15 protein-coding genes are annotated in these 17,010 nt (G+C 70.6%); 9 read left to right on the forward strand and 6 right to left on the reverse strand.

Translation table 11 applies throughout. The features are described from left to right. The first annotated feature begins 5 nt into the window (after positions 1-5). Positions 6-1,826, forward strand: a complete 1,821-nt coding sequence (locus DEI96_RS03085) for a DUF4012 domain-containing protein (RefSeq protein ID WP_111024265.1) — start codon at positions 6-8, stop codon at positions 1,824-1,826. Positions 1,827-2,215: 389 nt separating this feature from the next. Continuing rightward, on the forward strand, positions 2,216-2,779 hold the full coding sequence (locus DEI96_RS03090) for a hypothetical protein (RefSeq protein ID WP_111024264.1): 564 nt from the start codon (positions 2,216-2,218) through the stop codon (positions 2,777-2,779). Between the two features lie 69 nt (positions 2,780-2,848). On the opposite strand, the gene DEI96_RS03095 is transcribed toward DEI96_RS03090, so the two are convergent. Next, the gene (locus DEI96_RS03095) at positions 2,849-3,313 is read right to left on the reverse strand and encodes a VanZ family protein (protein ID WP_111024263.1); all 465 of its coding nucleotides are present in this window, start codon (positions 3,311-3,313) and stop codon (positions 2,849-2,851) included. A 259-nt stretch (positions 3,314-3,572) separates the two neighbouring features. On the opposite strand from DEI96_RS03095, the gene DEI96_RS03100 reads away from it, so the two are divergent. The 3 genes from DEI96_RS03100 (at position 3,573) to DEI96_RS03110 (ending at position 10,148) form a co-directional block, all read left to right on the forward strand. Further along, positions 3,573-3,902 carry a hypothetical protein gene (locus tag DEI96_RS03100; protein WP_071248415.1) on the forward strand — a complete coding sequence of 110 codons (330 nt, stop codon included), beginning with the start codon at positions 3,573-3,575 and terminating at the stop codon, positions 3,900-3,902. A 101-nt stretch (positions 3,903-4,003) separates the two neighbouring features. After that, entirely contained in the window at positions 4,004-4,333 is a 330-nt protein-coding gene (locus DEI96_RS03105; RefSeq protein ID WP_228513523.1) for a hypothetical protein, read from the forward strand. A 271-nt stretch (positions 4,334-4,604) separates the two neighbouring features. Next, the gene (locus DEI96_RS03110) at positions 4,605-10,148 is read left to right on the forward strand and encodes an Ig-like domain-containing protein (protein WP_284183626.1); all 5,544 of its coding nucleotides are present in this window, start codon (positions 4,605-4,607) and stop codon (positions 10,146-10,148) included. Positions 10,149-10,232: 84 nt separating this feature from the next. Here the strand turns inward: DEI96_RS03110 and DEI96_RS03115 are convergent, their stop codons facing one another. The 3 genes from DEI96_RS03115 to DEI96_RS03125 form a co-directional block, all read right to left on the reverse strand. Then, entirely contained in the window at positions 10,233-10,964 is a 732-nt protein-coding gene (locus DEI96_RS03115; RefSeq protein ID WP_111024260.1) for an SOS response-associated peptidase, read from the reverse strand. Positions 10,965-11,072: 108 nt separating this feature from the next. Further along, positions 11,073-11,714 (reverse strand): hypothetical protein, encoded by a 642-nt coding sequence (locus DEI96_RS03120; protein WP_111024259.1) that lies wholly within the window; start codon positions 11,712-11,714, stop codon positions 11,073-11,075. A 3-nt stretch (positions 11,715-11,717) separates the two neighbouring features. Continuing rightward, the gene (locus tag DEI96_RS03125; protein WP_111024258.1) at positions 11,718-12,404 is read right to left on the reverse strand and encodes a hypothetical protein; all 687 of its coding nucleotides are present in this window, start codon (positions 12,402-12,404) and stop codon (positions 11,718-11,720) included. A gap of 228 nt (positions 12,405-12,632) precedes the next feature. Between DEI96_RS03125 and DEI96_RS03130 the strand changes: the two genes are divergently transcribed. The 3 genes from DEI96_RS03130 (at position 12,633) to DEI96_RS03140 (ending at position 14,502) form a co-directional block, all read left to right on the forward strand. After that, on the forward strand, positions 12,633-13,058 hold the full coding sequence (locus tag DEI96_RS03130; RefSeq protein ID WP_027465016.1) for an organic hydroperoxide resistance protein: 426 nt from the start codon (positions 12,633-12,635) through the stop codon (positions 13,056-13,058). Positions 13,059-13,068: 10 nt separating this feature from the next. Then, positions 13,069-13,455 carry a YchJ family protein gene (locus DEI96_RS03135; protein WP_111024257.1) on the forward strand — a complete coding sequence of 129 codons (387 nt, stop codon included), beginning with the start codon at positions 13,069-13,071 and terminating at the stop codon, positions 13,453-13,455. Between the two features lie 165 nt (positions 13,456-13,620). Further along, positions 13,621-14,502, forward strand: a complete 882-nt coding sequence (locus DEI96_RS03140; RefSeq protein WP_111024256.1) for a DMT family transporter — start codon at positions 13,621-13,623, stop codon at positions 14,500-14,502. A 64-nt stretch (positions 14,503-14,566) separates the two neighbouring features. Here the strand turns inward: DEI96_RS03140 and DEI96_RS03145 are convergent, their stop codons facing one another. Further along, positions 14,567-15,433 (reverse strand): shikimate dehydrogenase family protein, encoded by an 867-nt coding sequence (locus DEI96_RS03145; protein ID WP_111024286.1) that lies wholly within the window; start codon positions 15,431-15,433, stop codon positions 14,567-14,569. Between the two features lie 58 nt (positions 15,434-15,491). Here DEI96_RS03145 and DEI96_RS03150 point away from each other — a divergent pair, with 58 nt between their 5' ends. Further along, complete coding sequence (locus DEI96_RS03150) at positions 15,492-16,499, forward strand: iron-siderophore ABC transporter substrate-binding protein (RefSeq protein WP_244993369.1); 1,008 nt, start codon at positions 15,492-15,494, stop codon at positions 16,497-16,499. A 93-nt stretch (positions 16,500-16,592) separates the two neighbouring features. On the opposite strand, the gene DEI96_RS03155 is transcribed toward DEI96_RS03150, so the two are convergent. Next, positions 16,593-16,997 carry a DUF1304 domain-containing protein gene (locus DEI96_RS03155; protein WP_111024254.1) on the reverse strand — a complete coding sequence of 135 codons (405 nt, stop codon included), beginning with the start codon at positions 16,995-16,997 and terminating at the stop codon, positions 16,593-16,595. Between the last annotated feature and the right edge of the window lie 13 nt (positions 16,998-17,010).

Raw genomic sequence — 17,010 nt, forward strand, 5'->3', positions numbered from 1 at the left:
GCCTCATGTCCGACGTGCCCGAGTCGCGACGCACTGCAGTTCACCGGGGGTCCAGGGCCCGGATCGTTCTGTGGGTCGTCCTCGCCCTTGTCCTGCTGCTCATCCTCGCTGTCGCCTGGGTGGGGATCCGTGCCTACCTTGCAAAGGGGCATCTGGAACGCGCAGTCGGTGACGTGGACACGCTGCGGTCGCAGTTGACCGGTGGTGACCCTGCCGCGGTCCAGAAGACAGCGGCGCGTCTCGAGGACGAAGCGGCGTCCGCTCGCTCGCTGACCGGCGACCCGCTGTGGGGAGCAGCACAGCACGTGCCATTCTTCGGGCCCAACCTGCGCGCGGTGCGTGACATCTCCGTGATCGTCGACGACGTCGCGCAGAACGCTGTCACGCCGGTCGCCGGTGTGGTTGGGGAGCTCGGGTCGGACTCGTTCGCGCCCAAGAACGGAAAGATCGACCTGCAGCCGATCGAGGACGCCCAACCTTCGGTCGCCAAGGCGACCAAGACCCTCGCCGGCGCGCACCGCGACGCCGAGGCGATCGACGTCAGCGGCACGTTGTCGCCGGTGACGACAGCGGTCGGCCAGCTGCGGAACGCGTTGTCGTCAGCGTCCGCGCAGGCGACGACCGCGAACCGCATCGTCCAGCTCGCCCCGGCGATGCTCGGCCACGACAGCGACCGGAGCTACGTCCTGCTGTTCCAGAACAACGCCGAGCTCCGCGCGGGCGGCGGGATCCCGGGCGCGGTTGCGCTCCTGCAGGCGAAGGACGGGGCAATCAGCCTCCGGAACCAAGCGTCGGGCTCGTCATTCGGTCCGTACGAGCAGCCCGTGCTGCCCCTGACGGCGGACACGCGTGGCCTGTACGGGGAGATCACCGGCGAGTACATGCAGGACGTCACGCTCACGCCGCGCTTCGACGTGTCGGCGAAGCTCGCACGCGAGATGTGGAAGCAGAAGTTCGGGCAGCAGACGGACGGCGTCCTGGCCATGGACCCGGTGACGTTGAGCTACATCCTCAAGGCGACAGGACCCGTGCAACTGCCGACCGGCGACACGCTCACGTCCGCCAACGCCGTCAAGCTGTTGCTGAGCGACGTCTACGCCAAGTACCCCGACCCGGTCATGCAGGACGCGTTCTTCGCCTCCGCGGCCAGTGCGGTGTTCGACAAGGTGTCTTCCGGCGGATTCGATGCGAAGGCCTTCGTCTCGGCCCTGACGCAGAGCTCGTCCGAGGGACGACTGCGCGTCTGGAGCGTGGACAAGGCTGAACAGCGCCAGATCAGCGGGACGCCGGTCGCCGGGGAGCTCCCGACCGCCACTGCGGACGGACGGCAGCTCGCCGTGTACCTGAACGACGGCACCGGATCGAAGATGGACTACTACCTGGACAAGCGTGTCTCCGTCGGCAGCTCGGTGTGTCGAAAGGACGGGCGGCCGACGTCCGTCGTCCAGATCACCATCAAGAACACGGCACCGGCTGACGCGGCGACGAGCCTGCCCGAGTACGTCACGGGCGGCGGCAGCTTCGGTGTGGAGCCAGGCAAGATCAAGACGCTCCTCGCCGCGTATGCACCGGAGAACGCGATCTTCCTCGGCGCCACGAAGGACGGCAAGACGACACCGGTGCAGACCCAGACCGACGGTGGGCACCCCGTCGCGCAGCTGCAGACCCTGCTCGCGCCGGGCGAGAGCCTGACCTACCGAGTGGCGTTCCTGGGCGAGTCGGAGTTCGGGCGGGCACCCGTGAGCGCGACCTCGACCCCCGGCGTCCGCTCCACGAAAACCCAGCCGCTGACGTTCTCGTGTGAGGACCCGCTCGCGGCGGGCTGACGAGCACTCATTCCTTCGAAAGATCCGTTGAGCGCGAAGGGCACGCCCCCACTCCGGGGGGCATCCCACAGGCCTGTCCGACCGCAAAGACTCCTGACGTCACGATCAGGACGACCGCGGCGTCACGAGGACTGCCGATTGACCAGGGGTTTTCCTGCCGGGTGTCTGCAGAAAGGTCGACAGGCGGCGCCCTGGCGCTCGATCCAGCGCGGTGAACACATGACGACCAATGACCAAAATCCAAACGATCTGGCACCTGGCTGTGAAAACCCGCTAGATTGAGGGAACTTCGCCATAACACCCGCCATAACCATGGCCTGGGTTCGGGCCGGCGGGGGAGCGGGCTCTGGACGTCAGGGTCTGGAAATCAGATCTTTAGGGGAACATTCATGAAGAAGCTCATCGCAGCGGTGGTGCTGGCTGGCGCCGCACTGCTCGCCACTCCGGCCGTCGCCAACGCCGCCGGTTACACGCCTGACTCCGACGTCTCCGTCTCCGGCACCGCCGTTGCCGGTGGCACCGCTTCGGTGAACTTCACCGAGGGTGCGTTCCAGGACAACGAGACCGTCAACGTCCAGGTCACCGGTGCCGGTGCGGTCACGCTCGGCGCGCTGCCGACCACGACCGTCTCGAAGACCTACACGGCCGCTTCGGACGGCTCGCTCGTCGTCAAGGTCACGTTCCCCCAGGGCGCCTCGGGTACCTACAACCTGACCGCTACCGGCGCCACCTCGGGCGTCGTCGGCTTCGCGGCCTTCACCGTCGCCCCGGCTGACGCTGCTGCGGTTCCCGCAGCTGGCGCCGGTGCTGGCAACGGCACCGACGGCACGCTGGCCTTCACGGGTTCGACCGTCTCCGCCCTGGCCCTCTGGGTCGCCGGCGGCGCAGTCGTCCTCGGTGGTGGCCTCCTGCTGGTCCGCGGCTCGGTCCGTCGCCAGCGCGAGTCCGTCTGAGTCTCGACGCACTGAACGAAGCCCCCGGAGCATCTGCTCCGGGGGCTTCGTCGTGTGCGGAGAACGTCGTCAGCGACGCCGGGCCGCGCGGCTGAGCAGCAGCACACCCACCACGGACCCCAGGAGCGCCCCCACGCCGTTCGCGACGACGTCGTCGATGGTCGCGGTGCGGGCGGGCAGGAACAGCGCCTGGCCGGTCTCGATGCACGTGCTGACGACGAGCCCCGCGGCGATGGCGGCCCACCACCACCGCGCCCCGGCGAGCAGCACCACGAGCAAGCCGAGCGGCACGAAGTAGACCACGTTCGCCAGGGACTCCACGGTGGCGTAGTCGATGCGCTCCGGCAGGCCGTGACGGTGCGCGGCTGCGAGGACACGGGAGAGCCACGGGGCCCCTGCGGTGTCGACGGGGGAGCCCCAGAACCCGACGAGCGCCAGGGCGACGCCGTAGGCGATCGCCAGCCCCGTCGCGAACCGACGGCTGCGCCAAGTGGCCGGGGCGCGGTCGTCGAGGCGGGGCTTGTCGGAGGTCACGTGCCGACGCTAGCGAGTCGCGCCTCCAGGCAGGTGTCCGCACCATCTCGTCCCCCGGTCCCGGCGATCCGGAAAACGAGTACCCCGATCCTGGCGCTGTACCCCGGAAGTGCGACGCACCTGCCCGGAAATCCGGGGCTGCCCGATGGACGGCATTGACGGAACCCGTGAATCCACGGGCCTGGCTGGCGATCCCCTCGGCACTTCTCGTAGCGTTCTGGTGTCAGCAGATGTACCCCGGATCGTGAAGGAGAGCGACATGAGCATCACCGTGAACAACGCGACGCAGGCCGAGGTCACCCTCGACACCGACACCGTGGACACCATCGCGATCCTCGAGGCCGATGCAGCGCTCTCCTCGCGCCCCAAGCGCGCCAAGGTCACCTGGGTGCAGGAAGACCAGGGCGAGTGGATCGCCGGCTACGGCGGGTACTTCGGCGGCAGCGTCGACAAGCGCGACGACCGCTACGTGGCCTCCGACACCTTCGGGCTCGTCGTGGGCGAGTTCTCCTCCCTCGAAGAAGCGCAGACCAAGCTCGAGGACCAGCTGCACGTCATGCTCCCGCCGGTCATCCGGCCGGTCGAGTGACGACGACGGACACCAGCTCCACCGGCGTCGATCGCGACGCCCGCACCACCCGGAGCCACCGGCACCACCCAGTACGCAGCACAGCACGAAGGAGCAGCACCATGAGCACGACCGTCGCCCACCGCCAGCAGGCCGAGGTGACCCTGGACACCCAGACGATCGAGGTCATCGCCGAGATCGAGGCCCAGGTCGTGGCTCCCGTGCAGGCAGCCCCCGTCCGCATCTCGTGGGCCCAGGCCGACACCGGTCTGTGGGTCGCGAACTACGGCGGCTACTACGGCGGCACCGTCGACCGCCAGGGCACCCACTTCTTCGTCGCCGACACCTTCGGTGAGTACGTCGGGGACTTCCGTTCCCTCGACGAAGCGAAGGCGCGTCTGGCCGAGCGCCTGCACGTGCTGCTGCCGGACGTCATCCGTCCGACCGCGTGATCCACTGCTGATCGCTCGCTGATCCTCGAACCCCCGCCGGCCTGCCGGCGGGGGTTCCTCCGTGCGCCCGGGGCGCGATGGGACCGCGACGGCGGACCGAGACGTGCCGGACCGCCGCGTACCCCCTGAACGAGTGGTCCCCCCTATTGGGGACCCTGATTGTCCCCATCCGAACACGAGGAACTGCCAGGATCAACCTGGCGCCAACGACCGTTCTCCCTGATCCTCCGGTCGGTCTCGGTGCCCGCATCGTCTCGACCCGAAAGTGATCATGCAGCGTACGAACCCGGGCACCGCTGTGCCCAGAAGCCGTCCCGGCCTGCGCGCCGTCGCCATGCTCGGCGCCGCGCTCCTCGCCGGCGTCGGTCTGACCCAGGCCGTCGTGGCCGACCCCGCCGCCGCAGCCGGCGCGTTGTCCTGCGACCAGAACACCCTGTACGGCATCAACACCGCCGCGAACCAGCTCGCCGCCATCGACGCCACCACCGGTGCCGTCACGAACGTCACGAGCATGGCGCCGGGCGACAACGCCCTCGCGGTCGCCCGCAACGGTGTCGCCGCGTACGCGTCGATCAACAACGGCAACACGATCACCGGGTACGACGCGGTGAACGATGCCCGGATCGCCGACGTGACCGCCGCGGACCCGAACGGCAGCCACCAGCTGCTCCGCGGTGCGATCAACCCGGCGACCGGCATCTACTACTACGCGAGCGGCGCGAACCCCGCGTACCTCGGTGCGTACGACACGAAGACCGGCGCGAAGATCGGCCAGGTCGGCACCATCGGCAACCTGCTCACCAACAAGAACGGTGACATGGCGTTCAGCACCCGCGGGCTGCTGTTCGTCGTCACCGGCAACGAGATCCGTCGCGTCGACACCGAGACGGTCCCGACGACCGCGGGCACCACGGCTCTGACCACCTCGAAGGTCGCGACCCTTCCGATCGACGCGAGCACGAGCGGCAGCCCCGGCATCGCGTTCTCGTCCGACGGCTACCTGTTCGCCTCGGTCGGCTCCACCATGTACAAGATCGATCCGGGTTCGGGCGCGCAGGTCAGCACGTTCACGATCGCGAACGGCTACGCACCGAGCGACCTGGCGTCCTGCAACTACGCCAACACCCTGGCGGCGCAGTCGAGCGTCGACCAGCGGTGGAGTCCGTCCGACCAGTTCGGTCTGGCGGTGACCGGCGGCGGCGTCTCGACGGGCAACACGGCCACCACCAACGGCACGGCTGCCGGCACCCAGCCCCAGAAGGCGGGCGCGGTCCTGTCGACTCCGAACAAGACCTACACGGCCCGCCAGACGGCGGTGGGCACCACCGACCCGTCGAACTACACGACCACGTGGAAGGCCGTGAACCTGAACAGCGACGCGGTCGTCGCCAGCGGCACCGGCACCACGGGGACCTTCACGTTCCCGGCAGCCACCACCGCGGACGGCACGGACGTCCTGGTCACCTTCACGAACACGCTGAAGGCCACGCACGTCACCACCAGCAGCGACACCGCCACGACCCCCACGGGCACGGCGCTGTCGGTGCCCGCATCATCGGGCGTGCTCGCGAACGACCAGGGGACCGGCCTGTCCGTGGTCTCGAACACCACGCCGGCACACGGCACCGCCACGGTCGCCGCCGACGGCTCGTACACTTACACCCCGGCCGGTGGGTTCTCCGGCTCGGACACGTTCCAGTACACGGCGAAGGACTCGTCGGGGCAGACCTCGACCAGCACCGTGACCGTCACCGTCGCACCGAAGGGCTCCGACGACGCGTACAGCGTGCACGCGGGCACCGTGCTCACGGTGAACGCCGCGGAGGGCGTCCTGACGAACGACCGCGGGTCGGACCTGACCCTCACCGGCAACGGTCAGCCGTCGCACGGTCTGGTGAAGATCGGCCCCGACGGGTCGTTCTCCTACGGCGCCGACAAGGGCTACTCCGGCCCGGACGCGTTCACGTACACGGCGAAGGACGGCTCCGGCGCGACCGTCACCGCGACGGTGCGACTCACCGTCCTGCCGACCGCGACGGCCGACGCCGCCACCGCGACAGCCGGCTCGCCGACGACCGGCAACGTGCTCGACAACGACCTGGGCACCGGCCTGACGGTCACGGGCAACAGCACTCCCGCCCACGGCTCGGCGACGGTGCGTCCGGACGGCTCGTACTCGTACACCCCGGCCGCCGGGTTCTCCGGCACCGACTCCTTCACGTACACCGTGACCGACGGCAGCGGCGGGACCGACACCGTCACGGTCACCGTGCAGGTCGCCCCGGCCGCGCAGGACGACACCGTCAAGGTCGCCGCGGGCGGCACCGCCACCGCCAGCACCCGGGCGACCGGCGTGCTCGGCAACGACTCCGGCACCGGGCTCACCGTGGCGTCGAACACGTCCCCCTCGCACGGTGCGCTGACGCTCGACAAGGCCACCGGCACCTTCACGTACACGCCGGCCGAGGGGTACTCCGGCCCGGACGCGTTCACGTACACGGCGGTCGACGGCTCCGGCTCGCCGAGCACCGCGACCGTCACCATCACGGTCAACCCGACCATCGGTGCCGACGCCGCGTCGACGGACTCCGGCACCCCGGTGACGATCGACGTGCAGGCCAACGACCGTGGCTCGGACCTCGAGACCACGATCGTCACCGGCCCGTCCCACGGCACGGCCGTCGTCGCAGCGGACGGCTCGGTCGAGTACACGCCGACCGCCGGAGCGTCCGGCACCGACTCGTTCACCTACACGGTGACCGACGGCAGCGGTGTCACCACCGGTGCGGCGACCGCCACGATCACCGTGCGACCCGTCGCGACGGCCGACACGGTGTCGACCCGGGCCGATCAGCCGCTGAGCCTCGACGCCGCCACCCTGACCGGCAACGACCGGGGCACGGGGCTGACCGTCACCGACGTGAGCGCAGGCGGGGCCGCCGGCAGCGGCACCGGCACCGGCAACAGCACCGGCGAGACCGGCGCCGGCACCGGCACCGGCACCGGCGAGACCGGCGCCGCCCGCGGCACCGTCACCCTCGACCGTGCCACCGGCCGCGTCGTCTACACCCCGGCCGACGGCTTCTCGGGCACGGACACCTTCACCTACACGGTGGTCGACGGAGCAGGCCGCTCCACGACCGGCACGGTCACGGTCGTCGTCGGCCCCCGCGCCACGGCCGACACCGCCACCGCCACGGCCGGCTCGACGCTGACCGTCGCGAAGGGCGACGGCGTGCTCGCGAACGACCGCGGCACCGGCCTGACCGCCGCCGTCGACCAGCAGCCCGCACACGGCACGGTCGAGCTCGCCGCGAACGGCTCGTACACGTACACGCCGAAGGACGGCTTCTCGGGCACGGACACCTTCACCTACACGGCGACGGACCCTGCCGGCCGCACCACCACCGGCACCGTGACGGTCACGGTCCGCCCCGGCACGGAGCCCGACACCATCACGGTCGCGGCGGGCGGCAGCACCACGGTCACCTCCGGCGCCCTGACGGGCAACGACCACGGCACCGGCCTGACCGTCGTGTCCGTCACGGACGGCAAGAACGGCACCGCGACCCGCAACGACGACGGCACGATCACGTACACGCCGAAGGACGGCTTCTCCGGCACGGACACCGTCACCTACACGGTGACGGACCCGTCGGGCGCCACGAACACCGGCACCGTGACGGTCACCGTCACCCCGGTCGCCGGTGGCGGGTCGACCTCGGCCGAAGCCGACGCCACCACCACCGTGCCGGCCGGCACCGGACTGCTCGACGGTGCGAAGGGCACCGACCTGGCGGTCACCGACCACACGAAGCCCTCGCACGGCGAGGTCACGGTCGACGAGGACGGCTCGTACACGTACAAGCCCGAGCCGGGTTACTCCGGCCCGGACGAGTTCGACTACACGGTGACCGACGGCTCCGGCGGGACGACCACGGGCACCGTGACGATCGTCGTCGCCCCGAAGGCCGCCGCGGACACCGCGACGACGAGCGCCGCGACCCCGGTCGACGTCGCCGTCACCGGCAACGACTCGGGCACGAAGCTCGCCGTCACCGCGGTCTCGAAGCCCGGCCACGGCACCACGACGATCACCGGCAGCACGACGGCCGGCGGAACCGGCGGCGCAACCGGCGGCCCGGCAGGTGCGAGCTCGGTCACGTACACGCCCGCCGGCGGGTTCTCCGGCACGGACACGTTCACCTACACGGTGACCGACCCGACCGGCGGCACCGCGACGGCGACCGCCACCGTGACCGTCACGCCGACCGCGGTCGCCGACGCCCTGCGCACCGCGGCGAACACCGCGCTGCCGATCAGCGGCGCGACCCTGACCGGCAACGACCGCGGCACCGGCCTCGCCGTCACCGCGCACGGCCGCGCCGAGCACGGCACCGTGACCGAGGGCACCGAGCCCGGCTCGCTCGTCTACACCCCGGCGAAGGGCTTCTCCGGCGCGGACACGTTCGAGTACACGGTGACCGACGGTGCCGGACGGACCTCGAACGCGACGGTCACGGTCGTCGTCGGCGTCGCCGCGATCGACCACTGGCACACCATGTCGACGAACCGCAGCATGCGTATGGCCGCCGACAAGGGCGTGCTGGTCGGTGACTCCGGTCGGGGGCTCTGGGCCGCCATGGAGACGAAGCCGTTCAACGGAACGCTGTCGCTCGAGAAGGACGGCTCGTACGTCTACACGCCCACGTCGAACTGGTCCGGTCGTGACTGGTTCACCTACTCGGCCAACGACGCCGACGGCACCGCGGCGTTCGCGCGCGTCATCATCGACGTCGCCCCGTCCGCGAAGGACGACAAGGCGACGACCACGGCCGGCAAGACGGTCCGGGTCGCCGGCCACGGCGTGCTCGGCAACGACCACGGCGACGCCCTGACGGTCGTCGCGGTGGGTCAGGCCCGTCACGGCAAGGCCTCCATCGCCGCCGACGGCACGTTCGTCTACACCCCGGCGAAGGGCTTCTCGGGCACCGACACCGTCACGTACCGTGCGCAGGACTCGATGGAGCAGCAGGTCGACGCCACCGTCACGATCACGGTCGGCATCGCCGCAGCGGACGACTCCGGGCACACCGTGTCCGGCACGCCCGTCACCCGTGACGCCCGCCACGGCCTGCTCGCCGACGACCAGGGCACCGGCCTCACCGCCGCCCCGGCCCGGAAGCCCGCCCACGGCACCGTCACGATCCAGCGGAACGGCGCGTACGTCTACACCCCGGCCGCCGGCTTCACCGGCACGGACGCCTTCACCTACACGGTGACGGACACCTCGGGGCAGACGGCCACCGCCACCGCGACCATGACCGTGGTCGCCGCGGCGGTCGCCACCGACGACTCCGCCACCGGGATCGTCGGACACCGGGTCGTCGTGGATCCGCTCGACAACGACTCCGCCTCCGGTGGCGCGACGTTCGAGCGGGGCACGCTGCACCTGCTGCACCCGGAGTCCGGCACGCCGACCGACCGTGTGGTCGTCGCCGACCAGGGCACCTGGACCATCCGCGACGGCCGGGTCGTCTTCACCCCGCAGGAAGGCTTCACCGGAACCACCTTCGTCGGTTACGAGGTCACCGACAGCGCGGGACAGACGGTCAGCGCGACCGTCACGGTCCGGTTCCCGACCGGGCTCGCCGCGATCGTCCACGGCACCGAGCTCGCCTTCACGGGCGTGACCGGGCTGGTCGGCCTCGGGCTCGCGGCACTCGCGCTCATGCTGGCGGGCGTGCTCCTGGTGACCCGACGACGGATCGCGGTCCGCGTCGCGCCGGGCATCCGCCGCAGCGCACGTCCGTAACAGGGCACCGGACTGGAGGCCCGGATCACCGCAGCAGACCCGCTGCGGTGATCCGGGCCTCCTGTCCGCGCGGGGCGCGACCGCCTACGCGACGGGCGCGATGAGCTGCGGTCCGTCGTTCCGCACGCTGTTCACCGTGCGGGAGACCTCGTACTGCTCCAGGCCCGCGGCCACCGCCAGCGACTCGTGGTCGAGCAGGGCGAGCAGGTCGTCCGAGCGGAGGTCGCCGCCGAGCCAGTCGTCGTAACCGTCGGGCGTCAGGAACGCCGGCATGCGGTCGTGGACCTCGCCCGGGGCGACGTGGGCGTCACGGGTGATGATCGCGAGCGACAGCCGCCACTTGTCCGGGTCGCCCTCGGGCTTCGTCGGGTCGGGCCAGGCGCTCACGACGCCGGCCATCGCCAGGGCGCCGCCGGGTTCGTGCACGAAGTGGGGTTCCTTGCCGTCCTCGCGCACCACCCACTCGTAGTACCCCTGCGCCGGGACGATGCAGCGGTTCGTGGCGAAGGCCCGCTTGAACATGCCGCTCGTCGCGACGGTCTCGATGCGGGCGTTGATCGGCTTCGGGCGCTGCTTCTGGAAGTCCTTCGCCCAGCTCGGCACGAAGCCCCAGCTGATCTGCGGCAGCTCGCGTTCGCCGTGCCGCTGGCGCACGGCGTACACGGGGTCGGTCGGGGCGACGTTCCAGCTCGGGGCGAGGCCGGGGTGCACCTCGCCGGTGTCCTCGTCGACGTGCTCGGTCCGGGCGGCGAGCTCGCCCATGAGCTCGGGCAACAGATCGGCCGTGGTGTCGGAGACGACGAACCTTCCACACATGCGCCCAGTGTGCCCGTCGCCGCCGACAGTGGTGCGCGTCGGGGTGCGCCGTTCACGCTTCGTGAGCAGGAATGGTCGAGTGCCCGACGGCGATTCGACCGCTTCTGCTCACGAAGTGGGGCGTGCGGGGGTCTCGGGTGCGGGTGCGGGTGCGGGGTCGAGGGACTCGGCGGCCAGGCGGGCTCGTTCGGAGCGGCCGAGTTTGACGACGTACTCCGACAGCCCGGTTGCGTAGACCGCGATCCAGAGCACGTGGAACCAGGTGGCGAGCCCGAGGACGAACGCCCCGAGGACGGCAACGAGAGCCGAACCGAGCAACGGTGCGATGCGGGCGAGCGTGCCGATCAGCCCCCGCCGCAGCAGGACGGTGTCGGTGCGGACGATCTCGCGGTGCTCCGGCAGGACCGGCACCGGACGACGCTGCACGTAGAGCTGCGTGGCACCCCGCGCGGCGAGCTGCCACGAGGGCCGCACCTGCCGACCGTTGATCGTGGTCGAAGGGTCCGGCGGCCGCCACGTCGGGATGCACGCGAAGGTGAGCAGTCCGACGCCGAGCGCCAGCAGCACCATCGCGACCACGCTGCGGACCGGAGTGGTCCCCGTCCAGTCGACCCGGGCCTCCAGGACGGCCATGCCGACCAGCGCGACGACCGCCGCGATGCCGGACCACAGGGCGGCACGACGGACGCGTGCCGGATCCAGCACGTCCGTGACGTGCCGGCGGAAGACCTGCCAGCCGAGCGTGAACACGGGTCACTCCTCCGGCAGGGCGAGCTTGCTGCCGCTCCGTGCGCCGGGACGGCCGCGCGGTGGTAGGGGCGGAGGGACCGGCGGGAGCGCTCCGGCCTCGATGCGGAGCTGCTCCTGGCGGCCGAGGGTGCGCAGTCCTCCGATCGCGGTGACGGCGCCGCTCAGGGGCACGACGAACCAGAAGGCGGACAGCCCGACGAGCCCGTCGCCGGCCGGCACGGTGGCGACGTTGACCACCACGATCCCGACGAGTGCCAGGGCCGAGCCGCCGAGCATCAGGAAGCCCCGGAACGCGCCGCGGACGATCAGGTCGCGGGCCTCGGGCATGCGGTCGAGGACGGCGTCGCGGTGTTCCGGCTCGACCGGAGGCGGATTGCGGCGGTAGTACCGGGCGACGGCCTCCTGTGTGCGCCATCCGATGCCGGGGATCGGCGGGACCGCCCACCCCTTCGGGCCGATCGGGACGAAGCACGAAACGATGCCACCGACCCCGGCCGCGAACAGCGCCGATGCGACCAGCCACACCGCGAGGGGGACCGAACCGTCGTCGACGAGCAGCGCCAGCCCCTGGAACCCGATGAACGCGACCACCGTGACGACGGTGGCGACGACCACGACACGACGGCGGTACTGCGGCCCGATGAGTGCGGGGAACCGCTCCCGGAACACCTGCCACCCGATCTTGAACACTCATCATGTCTACCCGGTGGTGGTGCGGGGTGCCCGGACGCTCGCGTTCGTGAGCAGAAGATGTCGGGTGCGGGCGGGGGACCCGACGTCTTCTGCTCACCAAGCGACGCCCTCGCACCCGCAGCCCCCACCCGGACACGCCCGAGCGCTGCGGGCCCGGAGCCGCCGCACCCGCGACGTGATGCTGCCGCTCAGGATTCGTCCAGGCGAGCACGGTGACCTCGGACCATGAGTCTCGACATCGTCTACACCGCCGCTGCCCACGCCACCGGAGGCGGCCGCGACGGACACGTCCGCAGCGAGGACGACCGGCTCGACCTTGACACCCGTCCGCCCAAGGAGATGGGCGGCAGCGGCGAGGGCACCAACCCCGAGCAGCTCTTCGCCGCCGGGTACGCCGCGTGCTTCCTCGGAGCCCTGCACGCCGCCGGCAAGGAGCTCGAGGTCGACACCACCGGCGCCGAGGTCTCCGCCGAGGTCGGCATCGGCGGCACCGGCAACGGCGCCTTCGGCCTCGCCGTGGAGCTCGACGTCTACGCCCCGAACGCCCCGCAGGAGCAGCGCCAGCGACTGGCCGAGCGTGCACACGAGATCTGCCCGTACTCGAACGCGACCCGCGGCAACATCACCGTCACGCTGTCCATCGTCGACTAGCGTTCGGCCGGTGGTCACCGACACGACGCGCTGCCCCTGCCTGAGCGGCAACCCCTACGGCGAGTGCTGCGGCCCCCTGCACGCCGGGGCCGTGGCGCCGACCGCGGAACGGCTCATGCGCTCCCGCTTCAGCGCCTTCGCGCTGGGCCTGCCGGAGTACCTGCTGCTCACCTGGCACCCGCGCACCCGCCCGGCGGGTCTCGAGTTGGACCCGTCCCAGCGCTGGACCCGGTTGGACGTGCTGGCGACCACCTCGGGAGGCCCGTTCGACTCCCACGGCACCGTCACGTTCCGCGCGTGGTGGCGTTCCGACGACGAGCGCGGCACGCTCGAGGAGACGAGCGACTTCGTCCGCGAGCAGGGACGATGGTTCTACGTGGACGGCGTGGTCGCCTGATCGTCAACGCCAGGCCCCTCAGACTCATCCGCAGCTGACTTTCTGTATCGCATACGACCGGTAGAGTTTCAGCACTGGCGCCCACAAGTAACGCGTTGGTGAAGGGGCGGCTGACTTGGTGCTTCACCGACCGCTCCCGGATCCGCCGATCGAGTCTGGCCTCTGATGGGCGCGAGCGCGCTCGCTGGGCTGATGATCCCGGTGGCGCTGATCGGTGCGGTGTTCCTGTCGCTCGGGGCGCAGTTCCAGAGCCGCGGGGTGCAGCGGGTCGAGGCGCGTCTCGGTCGGCAGTCGAAGGGGCTGAGCGTCCGGCACGTCGTCGGGCTCGTCTCGAGTGGCTACTGGGTGCTCGGCACGCTCATGCTCGGCATTGCCGTGGTGCTCCAGCTCATCAGCATCACGTTCGCGCCCCTGATCGTCGTGCAGCCGCTGGGTGCCGTCGCCCTCGTCATCACGACGCGGTTCTCGTCGCGGTCGTCCGGTGTGCCGCTCGGTCGCCGTGCCCGGCGGGCCGTGTGGACGTGCATCATCGGTGTCGGCATCTTCGTCGGAATCGCCGCGTTCGTCGGGCACGAGAGCGCGATCACCCGCCAGCAGCTCGTCACCGTGCTGGTGATCCTGGCCGTCGTGCTGGTGCTCGTGCTGGTGTCCTTCCGTCTGGTCGCCAAGCACCGCAGTGCGCTCTACTACATCGTCGGGGCGGGGGTGCTCTACGGGTTCGTGGCGACGCTGGCCAAGGTGGTGCTGAACCGGTTCGTGAACGGCACCTTCGACTGGCTGACCGTGCTCGCCATCGTCGGGGTGGTCGTGGCGGCGTCGCTGGGCGGGTACTTCGTGCAGAACGCGTACTCGAGCGGCTCGGCCGACCTCGTGATCGCGGGGTTGACGGTGATCGACCCGATCGTCGCGGTCGGCATCGGCGTGATCGTGCTCGGCGAGGCCTCGGGGGCGCCGTGGTTCGCGGTCGCGGGCTTCGTGGTCGCCGCGGGCATCGCCATCACCGGGGTGTTCCTGCTCGCCAAGCACCACCCCAAGGCGCGAGTCTGACCCACGTGGTGCGCGAGGGGTATCCGTTGACGGATGGACGGCGAGTCCGGGTCTTGGGTTGGATTCAGGTGGTGATGACGGCGGCGAGGCCGACCGCGGTGCGCATGGCCCGGCGGACCCCGGCCTCGTCGGGGAGCAGCTCGTCCTCGTCACCGGTCAGGAAGAACCGGATCTGCCCGATCGCCTGCTCGGTGAGCATGTCGAGGCCGTTCAGCACGCGGCCCCCGGCGTCGGTCCAGCGGCTGGCGACCACGGTGGGCCACGGTTCGTAGGCGACGTCGAACAGCACGGCATCCGGCCCCGACGGACGGAACTCGAGCGGATCCGCGGCACCGCCCGGCAGTGTCGAGAGGACGAATCCGTGGTGGGTGCCGGCGAGTTCGGTCAGGGGGTGCACCTCGAGCGTCACACCGAGCCGGACGGCCAGGTCGACCAGCGCACTGGTCTTCGCGGTGTCGCGGACGAACACCCGGACGAGCGACGCCCCGAGCCGGACGGCAGCGGTCAGGGCGCTCGCCGCGGTGGCTCCGCCGCCCAGGATCGTGGCCTCGCCGGGAAGGTGTCCGAGTGCCTCGACCGGGCGGACGAGCCCCTGCACGTCGGTGTTCGCGCCGGCTCGGACGATCGTGGAGCCCTCGTGGCGGAACGCGACCGTGTTGGCGACCCCGAGCTCGTCGACGAGCGGGGTGGTGCGGTCGAGCAGCGGCAGGACCTCGCGCTTGAGCGGCATCGTGAGGCTCAGCCCACGCCATTCCGGACCCAGCCCCGCGACGAACGCGGCGAGCTCGCCGGACGCGACCTCGTGCCTCCCGTACGTGAAAGGCAGGTCGAGCGCATCGTAGGCCGCAGCGTGGAGCGTGGGCGAGAGCGAGTGCGCGATGGGGGAGCCGAGCACCGCGAGGTGCGTGCGGCCTGGATCGGTGAACGCCACGGTCACCAAGCCTAGCCAGCCGTGTTCCTGCGCACCCCGTTAGGTTAGGCTACCCTTCGTGAACCGTTCTCCCTTGCGTCTCCGACGCGTGCTCGCCGCAGCCGGCGCCGTCGTCGCAGCGTCCCTCGTCCTCGCCGGCTGCGCGTCCGGCTCCGGCTCCTCGACCGACTCGGCGTCGTCGGGGTCGTCCGACGCCGCGTTCCCGGTCTCGATCACGACCGGCCTCGGCACCACCACCATCGAGTCGGCACCGAAGCGCGTCGTCGCGCTCGGGTGGGGCGACGCCGAGACGGCGCTCGAGCTCGGTGTGCAGCCGGTCGGTGCGAGCGACTGGCTCGCGTTCGGCGGCGACGGTGTCGGTCCGTGGCTCAAGGGTGCGTACGACAAGTCCCCGAAGATCATCCAGACGCTCGAGCCGAGCTACGAGGACATCCTCAAGCTGAACCCCGACGTGATCCTCGACGTGAAGTCCTCGGGCGACAAGGAGCGGTACGACAAGCTCTCCGCGATCGCGCCGACCGTGGCGATCCCGAAGGGCGGCGCGAACTACCTCGCGTCGACCGAGCAGCAGACGACCATGATCGCGAAGGCGCTGGGCAAGGAGTCCGAGGGCAAGAAGCTGCTCTCCGGCCTCGACGACGCCTACGCCGCAGCACGCAAGGCGCACCCGGACTTCGAGGGCAAGACGGCCGTCGTCGGTGCCTACAGTTCCGAGGGCTTCGGGGCGTACGCCTCCACCGACAGCCGTTCGACCTTCATGCGGAACCTCGGCTTCGAGATCCCGGAGGCCATCGACGAGCAGGCCGGCAAGGAGTTCTCCGTGCACCTGTCCGACGAGAACCTCGACCTGCTCGACGCCGACCTGACGCTGATCCTGCCGATCTACGTCGACGCGTCGGAGGCCTCGTCGAACAAGCTGTTCCAGAAGGTGCCGTCGGTCGAGGCCGGACACTCGATCGTCTTCGACGACAAGGACGTGTCGTCCGCCTTCTCGATGGGCACCACGGCTGCGATCGAGTGGGCGCTCGACAAGCTGCCGGCGCAGTTCGAGGAGAAGCTCGGCTAGCGCAGGTCTCGACCTGCACGCGAAAGCGACAGGGTGCCGCCGATGTTCGGTGGCACCCTGTCGCTTTCGCAGTTCGGGGGAGGGGGAGCTGGGCTAGACGCCGATGGTGGAGCCCAGCAGTGCGAAGAGCAGCGCGATCAGGGGGAGCGTGCCCTGCTTGAACGCGGAGTTGACGTACTTGCGACCCGAGCCGATCAGGATCACCGCGGCACCGAGCATGCTCGCGGTCGAGAACACCACGAGGGTCCAGCCGCTCACGGTGTTGCCGGCCAGCACGAGCACGACGCCGAGGATCGCCCCGATCGCCAGGAACAGGTTGTAGAAGCCCTGGTTGAAAGCGAGCGAGCGGGTCGCCACGGCTTCGGTCTCGGAAGCGATGCCGAAGATCCGGCGCGCTTGCGGACTGGTCCAGATGACCGATTCGAGGAAGAAGATGTACACGTGGATGAGGCCCGCGAGGACCGCACAGACGCCCGAGATCACCAGCAGGACCGACATGTGCACATTCTCG

This window comes from Curtobacterium sp. MCLR17_031, assembly GCF_003234775.2.
GTDB lineage: Bacteria > Actinomycetota > Actinomycetes > Actinomycetales > Microbacteriaceae > Curtobacterium > Curtobacterium flaccumfaciens.